The 12,664-nt window shown below is 71.7% G+C and carries 10 protein-coding genes; 4 read left to right on the forward strand and 6 right to left on the reverse strand.

Going from position 1 to position 12,664, the window contains the following annotated elements:
• Window positions 1–18: 18 nt before the first annotated feature.
• Complete coding sequence (locus tag AB0I59_RS12765) at window positions 19–2,259, reverse strand: MMPL family transporter (RefSeq protein ID WP_358132431.1); 2,241 nt, start codon at window positions 2,257–2,259, stop codon at window positions 19–21.
• A 115-nt stretch (window positions 2,260–2,374) separates the two neighbouring features.
• On the opposite strand from AB0I59_RS12765, the gene AB0I59_RS12770 reads away from it, so the two are divergent.
• Window positions 2,375–2,917 (forward strand): TetR/AcrR family transcriptional regulator, encoded by a 543-nt coding sequence (locus AB0I59_RS12770; RefSeq protein ID WP_061257710.1) that lies wholly within the window; start codon window positions 2,375–2,377, stop codon window positions 2,915–2,917.
• A gap of 67 nt (window positions 2,918–2,984) precedes the next feature.
• Here the strand turns inward: AB0I59_RS12770 and AB0I59_RS12775 are convergent, their stop codons facing one another.
• A complete protein-coding gene (locus AB0I59_RS12775) occupies window positions 2,985–4,508 on the reverse strand; it encodes a serine/threonine-protein kinase (protein ID WP_358132433.1) in 1,524 nt (507 codons plus the stop codon).
• Between the two features lie 279 nt (window positions 4,509–4,787).
• Between AB0I59_RS12775 and AB0I59_RS12780 the strand changes: the two genes are divergently transcribed.
• Both AB0I59_RS12780 and AB0I59_RS12785 read left to right on the forward strand, forming a co-directional pair.
• Entirely contained in the window at window positions 4,788–5,612 is an 825-nt protein-coding gene (locus AB0I59_RS12780) for a HipA family kinase (RefSeq protein ID WP_061257712.1), read from the forward strand.
• Window positions 5,609–5,995: a DUF3037 domain-containing protein gene (locus tag AB0I59_RS12785; protein WP_061257713.1), complete on the forward strand. Its 387-nt coding sequence runs from the start codon at window positions 5,609–5,611 to the stop codon at window positions 5,993–5,995. The genes AB0I59_RS12780 and AB0I59_RS12785 overlap by 4 nt, the downstream gene beginning before the upstream one ends.
• On the opposite strand, the gene AB0I59_RS12790 is transcribed toward AB0I59_RS12785, so the two are convergent.
• From AB0I59_RS12790 to ispG, 3 genes are all read right to left on the reverse strand, one after another.
• Window positions 5,976–6,818, reverse strand: a complete 843-nt coding sequence (locus AB0I59_RS12790) for a GNAT family N-acetyltransferase (RefSeq protein ID WP_358132495.1) — start codon at window positions 6,816–6,818, stop codon at window positions 5,976–5,978. The two genes, AB0I59_RS12785 and AB0I59_RS12790, sit on opposite strands and share 20 nt — an antisense overlap.
• A gap of 39 nt (window positions 6,819–6,857) precedes the next feature.
• Entirely contained in the window at window positions 6,858–8,534 is a 1,677-nt protein-coding gene (locus AB0I59_RS12795) for an alpha/beta hydrolase (RefSeq protein WP_358132436.1), read from the reverse strand.
• A 117-nt stretch (window positions 8,535–8,651) separates the two neighbouring features.
• The gene (gene ispG, locus AB0I59_RS12800) at window positions 8,652–9,815 is read right to left on the reverse strand and encodes a flavodoxin-dependent (E)-4-hydroxy-3-methylbut-2-enyl-diphosphate synthase (protein WP_358132438.1); all 1,164 of its coding nucleotides are present in this window, start codon (window positions 9,813–9,815) and stop codon (window positions 8,652–8,654) included.
• A gap of 395 nt (window positions 9,816–10,210) precedes the next feature.
• Here ispG and AB0I59_RS12805 point away from each other — a divergent pair, with 395 nt between their 5' ends.
• Complete coding sequence (locus AB0I59_RS12805; protein WP_358132440.1) at window positions 10,211–11,323, forward strand: lytic polysaccharide monooxygenase; 1,113 nt, start codon at window positions 10,211–10,213, stop codon at window positions 11,321–11,323.
• 83 nt (window positions 11,324–11,406) lie between these two features.
• Here AB0I59_RS12805 and dxr read toward each other — a convergent pair whose 3' ends face one another.
• Window positions 11,407–12,615, reverse strand: a complete 1,209-nt coding sequence (dxr, locus tag AB0I59_RS12810) for a 1-deoxy-D-xylulose-5-phosphate reductoisomerase (protein ID WP_358132442.1) — start codon at window positions 12,613–12,615, stop codon at window positions 11,407–11,409.
• Window positions 12,616–12,664 lie beyond the last annotated feature (49 nt).

The following is a 12,664-nucleotide window of genomic DNA, read 5'->3' on the forward strand; positions in this document are numbered from 1 at the left end:
CGCGGGCCGGAACGGGCGTCAGCGGCGACCGGTCGCGGAGAGCTCCTTCTCCGGTACGGCGCCCGCCGGCTCCTCGTCGTGGCCCTCGATGGAGATGTTCGGCAGGATCCGGTCCAGCCAGCGAGGGATCCACCAGTTGAGCCGCCCGAGCAGGACCATCGTGGCGGGCACCAGGAACCCGCGGATGATCGTGGCGTCGACGGCGATGGCCACCGCCAGGCCGACGCCGAACACCTTCACCAGCGGGTCCGGGTAGGCGACGAACGCGGTGAACACCGCCACCATGATCAGCGCGGCGGAGGTGATCACCCGGCCGGTGGACCCCAGCCCCTCGGCGACGGCCGCCCGGTTGTCCCCCGTCCGCGTGTACGCCTGCCGTACCGAGGTGAGCAGGAACACCTCGTAGTCCATGGACAACCCGAAGAGCACCGCGAACAGCATCAGCGGCACATAGGTGTCGATCGGCACGGAGAAGAACAGCGTCTGCACGAACGACCCGTCCGGGGAGTAGGGCGGGTCCATGCCGACGAGCCGGCTGCCCACGCCCATGGAGAACACCACGGCGAGCGCCCCGAACGCGGTGCCGAGGGAGACGAGGTTCATCAGCGCGGCCTTGATCGCCACCAGAGGGGCGCGGAACGCGAGCAGCAGGAGCAGCGCGCTGAGCAGCACGACGACCGCGACCACCAGCGGGGTCCTGCCCATGATGCGGTCCCCGGCGTCCGCCAGCCCGGCGACCTCGCCGCCCACGTGGACGTGCGCGCCCGGGACCCGGATCGCCCGCACCCTGGACACGACGTCGAGGGCGCGCGGATCGCTCGGCGCGTACTCGGAGATCACCTGCACGAGCACGGAACGGCCGTTCTCGTTGACCTTGTGCGGCGACACGTGCGCGACGCCGTCGGTGCGCTGCAACCGCCGGGTCAGGTCCTGGACGACGGGATCGGCCGGTGTGGTGTCCGCGATCTTCTGGTCGAGCTCGGCGACGACGATGAGCGGGCCGTTCGCGCCGGGCCCGAACCCGACCGACACCAGCTCGTACGCCCGGCGCTCCGAGGTGCCCCGGTCCGAGTACCCCTGGTCGAGGGGGCCGAGCTTCAACGCCGCGGCCGGGGCCGCAAGCGCGGCGAGCGCAACCACGGTGACGGTGAGCACGCGCCATGGGCGGCCGGCGACCCAGTTGCCGAGCGCGGCCCAGCCGGTGGCGGGCCCGTGCCGTCCCGCGACGCGTCCCACCAGCGGCAGCCGGAGCGCGTTGACACGGTGCCCGAGCAGGCCGAGCAGCGCGGGCACGAGGGTGATCGAAGTGAGCACGGCGCACACGACGGAGATGCCGGTGATCCAGCCGAGCGTGCGCAGCAGCGGGAAGCCGGCGAGCGTCAGCGCGCTCAACGCGATGACCACCGTGCCGCCCGCGAAGAGGACCGCGCCGCCCGAGCTCGCGACCGTACGCCGGACCGAGTCGTGGACCGGCACGCCGTCGGCCAGCATTCGGCGGTGCCGCGAGAGCAAGAAGAGCGCGTAGTCGATGCCGACGCCGAGGCCGATCATCGTGGCCATGATCGAGGCCGACTTGGGCACGTCCACGACGTGGCCGAGCAGGCCGATGACGCCGAGGCCGACACCGAGGCTGATCAACGCGGTGAAGACGGGGATCAGCGCGGCGACCAGCGTGCCGAAGGCGAACAGCAGGACCAGCAGCGCGACGGCCACCCCGATGATCTCGCTGGTCCCGGTCTTGATCTCCTTGTCCGCGGGAGAACCGGAGCCCGCGGGCACCACCTCGATGCCCGCCTCCGTCGCGGGGGCCGCCGCCGCGACGAGCGCCTGCGCGGTCTCGCCGAGCTTCACGCCGTCCTGGCCCTGCAGCCGCACGGTGATCATGCCGATGCGCTGGTTGGAGGCCATGCCGCCGAGGCGGTACGGCGTCTGCGCCTCGACGACGTGCGGGACCTCGCGTATCCGGGCCAGCGCGTCGCCGACGGCCTTCTCGCGGCCGTCCGACAGGAGGGTGCCCTCCTCGGTGTACAGCACGAGCTGGACGGTGCCTCCGGCGTCGTAGCCGGGGCCGAACCCCTCCCGCATGAGCTCGTGCGCCCGCTGCGCGTCCGTGCCGGGGATGGCGACGTTGTTGCTGACCGGGCTCCCGTAGATCATGGTGACGGCGGTGAGCAGACCCGCCGCGAGCACCCAGAGCGCGAGCACGAGCCGCCCGTGCCGGGCGCACCAGCCACCGAGACGTCCTAGCAACGCACTCATGGGAACCCGCCCGTCATGTCGCTGTAACGCCGTCCTGTACGGTCGTACAGAGCGTACAGATCGAGCGTAAGTCGCAAATCAGGCTTAATGCCGTACCTCTCTCGGAAATGAGACGATGGCCACATTCGACCCTGGGAACGACACCCGGTCCCGCATCCTGGCCGCCGCTCGCGAGCTGTTCGCGGAGCGGGGATACGCGGCGACGTCGCTGGCCGACATCGCGGCGGCGGTGGGCCTGACCAAGACCGCCGTGGCCTACCACTTCCACCCGAAGGACCGCCTGGCCGCCGAGCTCATCACGCCCGCCGCCGAGGACGTACTGCGCCTGCTGGGCACGGACTTCGGCGGTGACCGCCCCGCCTACATCCGCGCCTTCGTCTCCTTCGCCGTACGGCACCGCGCCGTCATCCGGCTGTTCATGGAGGACATCGGCGGAGCCGACGACGCGCCGCCCGGCTCGCCCGGCGAGGCGATCAGGACCTTCCGCGACGAGTTGTACGCGCGACTGGCCGGGGCCGACCCCGACGCCGCGACCCGGGTCCGCGCCTGGGCCGTCCTCGGCTGCGTGCAGGCAGCCGTGGTCAAGACCACCGACGTGCCCGGTGAACTGGTCGAGGAGACCGTCGTCCGCGCCGCCCTCGCGATTTACGAATCCTGATCCACAGACGGCGGCGAGTCGCGGGATGACGTGGCGAGTCGCGGGCCGGTCAGGAGTCGCGGGCCGGTCAGGAGTCGCGGGCGAGGCTGCCGCTGTACGCGACCTTTCCATCGCCCGACCGGATCACATCCACCCTGGCGGCCCGGTCGTCCGTGGCGGAGAACACGACGATCCCCGGATGGCAACTCGCGCCGGTCACATGGTCCAGGCGAAGGATGAGGTCGCCCTTCTTCTCCCCTGTCCGGGTGAGGCGCCCCTCGCAGTGCAGGTCGGCACCCCAGCGCATGCGTGAGGAGCCGGACAGGTAGATCTCCATCGGGAACGTCCGGGCCGCCTGGGGGAATCGGGCCACCCCGATCCACATGCCGGCGTACCCTTCCACCCCGTCGGAGGACCGCGCGCCGGAGCCGGTGCCCGAACCGGCGTCCGAACCAGTGCTCGATCCGGTGCTCGATCCGGTGTCGGTGCCGGAACCGCCGAGGCCGGTCAGGAAGATCGCCACCCCGGTGAGAAGGGCGAGCGCGGCGGTCAACGTGGCCGTGACGGGCAACCAGCGGCGACGCCCTGTCCCGCGAACCTCCTGAGCCGCGCGCTCCCCCGTCTCGCCGAAGGCGGCCAGAGGCGCCGTCGCCACGAACGGCCCGCCGATCGCATCCGGCGTACCGGTCGCCCCCGTCGCCGGCAGCGGGCCCGACATCGGGGCCGGAGCGGCGGCCGGGTCGGTGACCCGGGAGAGAGCCGAAGCGGTGGCCGACATCCGGGCGGGCGGGGTCACGGTCGCCGCCGTCCCGCCGCCGAGGAGCCTGCTCAGCACCTCCTCCGCTCCGGGACGGTCGCGCGGCTCGCCCGCCAGACAGGCGATCACGATTTCCCGGAGCGAGCCGCCGAGGGGCTCGAGGTCCGGCGTGCCGTACAGGATCCTGGCCAGGGTCGCGGCGTACGTTTCGGCGGCGAAGGCGTGCCGCCCGCTCGCGGCGTACGCCATGGTGAGGGCCCAGCTGAACATGTCACCGGCGGGTCCGGCGGGCTCGCCCCTGAGCTGCTCGGGGGCGAGATAGGCGGGTGTGCCGACCGGTCCGCCGGTCGTCGTCGTGGCGTCGAGCAGGCGCGAGATGCCGAAGTCGATGACGCGCGGCCCGTCCGCGCCGATGAGGACGTTCCCCGGCTTGAAGTCGCGGTGGGCCACACCGGCACGGTGGATGGCGGCGAGCGCGGTGGCGGTCCCGACCGCGACACGGTCGAGGGCCCCGTCCGACCTCGGCCCGTCGGCCGTGACGCTCTGCTGGAGCGAGACGCCGTCGACGTACTCGCTGACGATGTAGGGCCGGTCACCGTCGAGGTCGGCGTCCAGGACCTGCGCGGTGCAGAACGGGGCGACGCGCCGTACAGCCTGGATCTCCCCGACGAACCTGCGCCGGTCGGAGCCGCCGCCGGCCAGGCGGGCGTGGAGCAGCTTCACCGCGACGGGCGATCCGTCGGGGCCGGTGGAGAGGAAGACCACGCCTTGGCCGCCCGCTCCGAGCCGCCCGTCGAGGATGTAGTCACCGAGCCGCCGTGGATCCTCCGGGCGCAGAGGGGAAGGCCGCGACATCCGCAATACGTATCATGGCCGCCGCTACCGGACGCAATCCGGACAACGGGCCTCCTACCCCAACAGCTCGATCGCACAGCGTGCCGCTCCCGCCTTCGCGACCCTCGCGTCACTGATCATCAGAGGACAACGCAGGGCCTCAGCCGGCACGGCATACAGAGCGCCGTACGCACGGTGACCGTCCCGAAGCCCCACCCCCGATCGAGGTGAGGCGGCGGCGGAGCGCTTCCATCGGCACTGGATATCCGGGCAGATGTGGACAGCCGATAGCCTTACCGCGTGCTGGAACAGATCACGGCGACGCGTTACGTGACGCCTCTCAGGGAGGGCGGCTCGCTTCCCGGCGTCGTGGAAGCCGATGATCTCGGCACCTATGTCGTGAAATTTCGGGGGGCCGGGCAGGGACGCCGGGTCCTCGTCGCCGAGATCATCTGTGCCGAGCTGGCCAGGAACCTCGGCTTCGCCACCCCCGAGCTGAAGGTCATCGACCTCGACCCCCAGATCGGCGCGCGGGAGCCCGACGAGGAGATCCAGGACCTGCTGACCGCGAGCGCGGGCCACAACCTGGCGATCGACTTCCTTCCGGGCGCCCTCGGCTTCGACACGCTCGGCCGGGAGCCGGACCCGGTGTTCGCCTCCCGCCTGCTCTGGTTCGACGCCCTCATCCACAACGTCGACCGGAGCTGGCGCAACCCCAACCTCCTCGTCTGGCACGGCGACGTGTGGCTGATCGACCACGGCGCCGCGCTCTGGTTCCACCACAACTGGCCGTCCGCCAACCCCCGGCGGGCGTTCGACGGGAGCGACCACGTGCTCGCGCCGTACGCCACCGAGCTCGAAGCGGCCGACGCCGAGTTGGCCCCGCGCGTCACCCGCGACCTGCTCGACAAGGTGACCGCGCTGGTCCCCGACGAGTGGCTGGCGGACGAGCCGGGCTTCGACGATCCGCAGGCCGTACGCGACGGATACGTCGAGCACCTCCTCGCCCGCGCGCGCGGGCCGCGCGACTGGCTCCCCGGCACGGCGACGGCCGCTGCCGCCGGTCGCGAGCGGCAGGGCTCCATCGGCGGCTTCTGGCGCGCGACGCGGGAGGAGAACCGATGAGCCGCGACGTCTACGAGTACGCCGTCATCCGCGTGATCCCCAGCGTCGAGCGGGGCGAGCTGATCAACGCGGGCGTCATCCTCTACTGCCAGCCGCGCGGCTATCTCTGCGCCCGCGTCGAGCTGGACGAGGCCCGGCTGCGCGCGCTCAGCACCTCCGTCGATCTCCCCGGTGTACGGCACGCGCTCGCGGCCTACGAGATGGCCTGCACCGGAGACGCCGGCCCCCTCGACAACGAGGCGCCCGGCAGCCGGTTCCGGTGGCTGACCGCCCCCCGGAGCACGATCGTCCAGACCGGCCCGGTCCACGCGGGACTGACCCGCGACCCGGAGGCCGAGCTCGACCACCTGATGGACCGGCTGGTCAGAAGAGCACGGACATGAAGGTGTCGACCTCGCGGAAGCCGACCCTGCGATAGGCCGCCCGCGCCGGCAGATTGTAGTCGTTGACGTAGAGGCTGACGAGCGGCGCGAAGTATTTCAGCGACTGCTCGACCACCGCGGCCATCCCGGCGGAGGCGTGGCCGCGCCCGCGCAGCTCCGGATCGACCCACACCCCCTGGATCTGGCACACCTGCGGGGTGACCGCGCCGATCTCGGCCTTGAAGACGACCCTGCCGTCGTCGATGCGGGCGAGGGACCTGCCGATGCGGATCAGCTCGGCGACCCGGGACCGGTAGAGCGCGCCGCCGTCCCCGTTGTCCGGGGAGACGCCCACCTCCTCGGTGAACATCGCCACGCAGGCGGGCAGCAGGATGCCGAACTCCTCGGGCTTGACCCTGCGCACCAGCGGGTCGGGGTCGACGGCGGGCGCCGAGGCGGTGGCCATCACCGGCTGGGCCCAGCGGATCGCCCTGGCCGGACCCCAGTGCGGCTCGAGCCGTTCCCAGAGCTGCTCGACGGCGCCCGCGGGCCCCACGATCGAGGAGCAGCGCCTGCCCTGCTTACGAGCACGGTCGGCGAACGCGTGCACGGCCTCCCGGCCGGCGTTGACCGGGACCAGGTTGGCCCCGGCGTAGCACAGAGAGATCAGCCCGCCGCGCGGGCCGAACCCCCACATCTGCCCCCCGAGCCTGGTCGGGCTCAGACCGACGGCCCTGACCCGGGAGGAGACGAAGACGTTGGCGACGGGATCGGAGTCGAGGAGCGCCAGCACCTCTTCGCGATCGTTGTCGTCGAGGACGCGCGACGCCGTAGTACGCAGCATCACGGGGCCAAGCCTACGCGACTACCTCGATTTTGGAAGTTAGCGGACGCGCCCCATGAGGAGGCGGGTCAGGAGAAGATGCCCGCTCGCGCCTCCCGACGCCATCGGGGTGACGGGACGGGGCTCGATCACGCCCTGGCAGGCGGCGTCGACACCCTGGCCGATCCTCCTCGGCGGCGTGGTCGCGTCGCGCAGGTAGGCGGCGAGGAACCGGTCGGCGCAGGCGTTCCCGGCCAGCGCGACACCGTGGTCGCCGCCCGGCACGGTGACCAGCCGCGAGGTCGGGAACAGGTCCCGGACGCGAAGCGCCCCCTGGTACGGCGTGGCCGCGTCGTGCCGGGCCTGGATCAGCAGGACCGGCGGCAGCTTCGCGGTCCCCACCGCGGGGGGAGTACCGCCGCGCTCGGCCCAGAACGCGCACGGCGCGTTGTAGACGGCGTTCGGCCAGGCGAGGAACGGCGCGCGAGCGGCGACCTTGGTGGTGTCGGCGTGCCAGCGGGTCCAGTCACGGGGCCACGCGGCGTCGCGGCACTGGACACCCAGGTAGACGGCGTAGCTGTTCTCCTCCGCGGCGCCGGTCTCCGCCAGGTTGTGGTACGCCGCGACGAGCCCTGCGGTGTCGCCCTTCTTGACGTAGTCCGCGAACGCCTGGGCGAGCCTCGGCCACACGGCGCTGGAGTAGCCGCCGACGGTGTAGACGTCGTCCAGCTCGCTCGGCCCGACGACGCCGCCCGCGGGACGGCTCCTGAGCCGGGAGCGCATGGAGTACCACGCGAAACCGAGCCCGGACCTGGTGCGTCCCAGGCCGTACACGTCGTCGTGCCGCGCGATCCAGTCGAGGAAGGCCTGGTGGCGCTGGTCGAACGCGTAGTCCTGCGCGATGTTCACGTCGTACCACACGCCCGCGGGATCGACCACGCTGTCGAGCACCAGCCGCCGGACCCGCTGGGGGAAGAGCGTCGCGTAGACGGCCCCCAGGTACGTCCCGTACGAATAACCCAGGTAGCTGATCTTCTCCTCACCGAGGGCGCCGCGGATCTCGTCCATGTCGCGTGCCGAGTTCTCGGTCGTGAGGTAGGGCAGGAACCAGGCCCACCGGTTACCGCATCCTTCGGCGTACTCCCGGGCCCGGCCGACCAGCGCCCGCTCCTCGGCGCCGTCACGCGGCACGTTGTCCGCCCGGGGCGCCGCGAAGTAGCTCTCGGCGTCCACACAGCTGACGGCGGGCTCGCTGGAACCGACCCCGCGCGGATCGAAACCGATCACGTCGTAGCGGGCGGCGACGTCCGCCGGCAGCGAGGCCGCGACGAACCTGGCCAGCGCGCGTCCCGAGGCGCCGGGGCCGCCCGGGTTGACGAGCATCACGCCGAGATGGTTGCCGTCGCGGGGGGCCGTCCCCTTGATCCGGTTGAGCGCCAGCGAGATCTGCTGACCCTCCGGCACCGTGTAGTCGAGGGGCACCCGCAGGGTGCCGCACTCGACCTGGCCGACCGGCGCCTGCCGCCGCGCGGCCACGGGGCGGGTGACATGCCTGCCCGCGTCGCCGATCTTGTCGAGCGCGGAGCCGAGCGCGCCGGTCTGTGGCCGGGCCTCCTCGCAGGGACCCCAGCTGACCGCTCCCGGCACCGTCCCCGGCCGGGCGTTCGCCACTCCGGCCCCACCCACTGCGGCGCCGAGCACCGTCATGCCCGCGACCACCCCGATGATCCGCTTCACCCGCACGCTCCCTCTGCTCAACGGCAGAGGCAAGCTTCGCCTGCGTCAGCGCACGATCACGCTGCGCATCCGAGGATGCCTGTCATTGTGTAGCCGAGACCTTGCGGTGTGTAATCGTCAGCCGACGACGATCTGAGGGCCGGAGGCGTCGTCGTCGAGATCGACGTCCACCCCCATCTCCTCGGCCAGGCGCAGGGCCTCCTCGATGAGGGTCTCGACGATCTGCGACTCGGGGACGGTCTTGATGACCTGGCCCTTCACGAAGATCTGGCCCTTGCCGTTGCCGGAGGCGACGCCCAGGTCGGCCTCCCTCGCCTCGCCGGGGCCGTTGACGACGCAGCCCATGACGGCCACCCGGAGCGGGACCTTCAGGCCGTCGAGACCGGCGTGGACCTGCTCGGCCAGGGTGTAGACGTCCACCTGGGCCCGGCCGCAGGACGGGCAGGAGACGATCTCCAGGCCGCGCTCGCGCAGGTTCAGCGACTCGAGGATCTGGGTGCCGACCTTGATCTCCTCGACCGGAGGAGCCGAGAGGGAGACGCGGATCGTGTCGCCGATGCCCTCGGCGAGCAGCGCGCCGAACGCCACCGCCGACTTGATGGTGCCCTGGAACGCCGGGCCGGCCTCGGTGACGCCGAGGTGGAGGGGGTAGTCGCACTTCTGGGCGAGCAGCCGGTACGCCTGGATCATCACGACCGGGTCGTTGTGCTTCACCGAGATCTTGATGTCACGGAAACCGTGCTCCTCGAACAGCGAGCACTCCCACAGCGCCGACTCGACCAGCGCCTCGGGCGTGGCCTTGCCGTACTTCCGCAGGAGGCGGGGGTCGAGGGAGCCGGCGTTGACGCCGATGCGGATCGGTACGCCGTGGTCGGACGCCGCCCTGGCGATCTCGCCGACCTTGTCGTCGAACTTCTTGATGTTGCCGGGGTTGACCCGGACCGCCGCACAGCCCGCCTCGATGGCGGCGAAGACGTACTTGGGCTGGAAGTGGATGTCCGCGATCACCGGGATCTGCGACTTCCTGGCGATCATCGGCAGCGCGTCCGCGTCGTCCTGCGACGGCACGGCGACGCGCACGATCTGGCAGCCGGCCGCGGTCAGTTCCGCGATCTGCTGCAGCGTCGCGTTGACGTCCGCGGTGAGCGTCGTGGTCATCGACTGCACCGAGACCGGCGCGTCCCCGCCGACCGGAACCGAGCCGACCATGATCTGCCGCGACGCCCGCCGCGTGGCGATCGGCTGGGTCCTGACGGTGGGAATCCCGAGATCAACAGACATTTCAGCACCTTGGGTTGGCTGGGCGATGGCCCCGTACGGGCTCTCCCAGTCTAGGGAGTCCCGCCAAGATCTCTGGCCGGGTGGCCTATATGTCCCGCAGTACGACGATCCCCATCAATGAAGGTTTCATCACCCGGCGGCGGCGGACGATGACCTGACGTGCGCGGACGCGGACCGGACGGCCCGGCGGCCGCCGCCTCCCTGGGCAGGCGCGGCGGACCGGGTTAGCGTCGGGAACGCGTGAGCGCTTACGCGCAAATGGTCGGTACGTCAGCGGCTGTCCCCCGGGCCGACGGGCTTCGCATCGTCGGCGGTGCCGTGCTGCACCACGAGTGCGCAGCCATGACCACGCGAAAGGGTAGCCCGTGGGAAGACCACGAAGAACAACGTCACGAATGACGATCGCCACCATCGTCGCCGCCCTGTCCGCCCTCGTCGCCGCCGTGCTCGTCGCCACCCCGGCGTCGGCGCACGGCGCTCCGATGACGCCGGGCAGCCGCACCTACCTGTGCTGGAAGGACGGCCTCACGGCGAACGGCGCGATCGTCCCCAACAACCCGGCCTGCGCGGCGGCGGTCGCCCAGAGCGGGACGAACTCGCTCTACAACTGGTTCGCCGTGCTGCGCTCGGACGGCGCCGGCCGCATGTCGGGCTTCATCCCGGACGGCAAGCTGTGCAGCGGCGCGGCGGTCGTCTACGACTTCAGCGGCTTCGACCTGGCCCGCGACGACTGGCCGGTGACGCACCTGACCTCCGGAGCGTCCATCCAGTTCAAGTACAACAAGTGGGCGGCCCACCCCGGCACGTTCCGCTCGTACATCACCAAGGACTCGTGGAGCCCGACCCGGGCGCTCGCCTGGAGCGACCTCGAGTCGACGCCCTTCGACAGCGTCACCGACCCGACGAGCGTCGGCTCCCCCGGCAACGAGAACGCCTACTACTACTGGAACGCCACGCTGCCGTCGGGCAAGAGCGGCCGCCACATCATCTACACCGTGTGGCAGCGTTCCGACAGCAACGAGACCTTCTACAGCTGCTCCGACGTCGTGTTCGACGGCGGCTCCGGCCAGGTGACCGGGGTGGGACCGGGCGGCTCGTCGCCCTCCCCCAGCCCGTCGGCGAGCCCGTCGGCCAGTCCGTCGGCCAGTCCTTCCGTCAGCCCGTCCGCGTCGCCGAGCCCCTCGGCCTCGCCGGGCGGCAGCCGCGGATGCGTGGCCACGTACACGATCGCTGGCCAGTGGCAGGGCGGCTTCCAGGGTGAGGTGACGGTGCGCAACGCCGGAACCGCGTCCATCGGCGGCTGGACGGTCGGCTGGACGTTCCCGAACGGCCAGACCATCACCCAGGTCTGGAACGGCACCGGCACCCAGACGGGCAGCTCGGTGACGGTGAAGAACGTGAGCTACAACGGCAGCCTGGCACCGAACGCCTCGACGACGTTCGGCTTCCTGGCGAACTCGTCCGGCGCCAACGGCGCTCCCGCGAGCGTCACCTGCTCCGCGACCTGATCCACCTGACCGATCACGTCGTACGGATCCGGGACGGGCGCCACACCCGTCCCGGGTCCCTCGGGGCCCTCGGCTCGGCGGCGTCAGGCCGTCAGCTCCGCGGTCCGGGACCGGGCCCACTCGTCCGCCGCCAGCACTTCCTCGACCGTGGACGCCTGGCTGGTCACGTGCTCGGACACCACCTGGGCGACGGTGTCCACGATGCCGGGGAACGGCAGGGCGCCCTTCATGAACGCTTCCACGCAGACCTCGTTGGCCGCGTTGTAGACGGCGGGGGCCGTGCCGCCCTGGGTGCCGACGTGCCGGGCCAGCGAGACGGACGGGAACGCCTCGTCGTCGAGCGGCTCGAAGGTCCAGGTGTGCGCCTGGGTCCAGTCGACCGGGGACGCGGCGCCGGGGATCCGCTCGGGATAGCCGAGGGCAAGGGAGATCGGCAGCCGCATGTCGGGCGGGCTCGCCTGCGCGATCGTCGAGCCGTCCACGAACTCCACCATCGAGTGGATCACGGACTGCGGGTGCACCACGACCTCGATCCGGTCGAACCCGATGTCGAAGAGCAGGTGCGCCTCGATCACCTCCAGGCCCTTGTTGACCAGGGTCGCCGAGTTGATCGTGATCACCGGCCCCATGTTCCAGGTCGGGTGGGCGAGCGCCATCTCGGGGGTGACGTCCCACAGGTCCACGCGCCGCCTGCCACGGAACGGCCCGCCGCTCGCGGTGACGACGAGCCGCTGCACGGCCCGCGCGTCGGCGCCCGAGGGGCTCGCCGCCCACAGGCACTGCGCGAGCGCGGAATGCTCCGAATCCACCGGCAGGATCTGGCCCGGCTTGGCCAGCCGCTTGACGAGCGGCCCGCCGATGATGAGCGACTCCTTGTTGGCCAGGGCGAGGTCCCGGCCCGCCTCCAGCGCGGCGAGCGTCGAGGTGAGGCCGAGCGCTCCGGTGATGCCGTTCAGCACGATCGGCCCGTTCCCCGCGTCGGTGCCGCCGCCGGACGGCCACGCGGCGACCTCGGCGACTCCCTCGGCGCCCGCGAGGACCACGGGCGCCGCGCCGTGCGCGGCCAGTGCCTCTTTCAGCGCCGGTACGGCCGACTCGTCCGCGACGGCCACGGCCTCGGCCCGGAACTCGGCGGCCTGGCGGGCGAGCAGGTCGACCCGGCCGCCTCCCGCGGCGAGCGCGGCGATCCGGAGCCGCTCGGGATTCCGGGCGATGACGTCGAGCGCCTGGGTGCCGATGGAGCCGGTGGAGCCGAGGAGGACGACGGAGCGCGGGCTGGATTCTGGAGTCATCGTCCCATTGTCTCGCTACGACGGCCGCTCGGGACGGCAGGGGAACCGA

This window comes from Microtetraspora glauca (assembly GCF_040656155.1).
GTDB classification, from domain to species: Bacteria; Actinomycetota; Actinomycetes; order Streptosporangiales; family Streptosporangiaceae; genus Microtetraspora; species Microtetraspora glauca.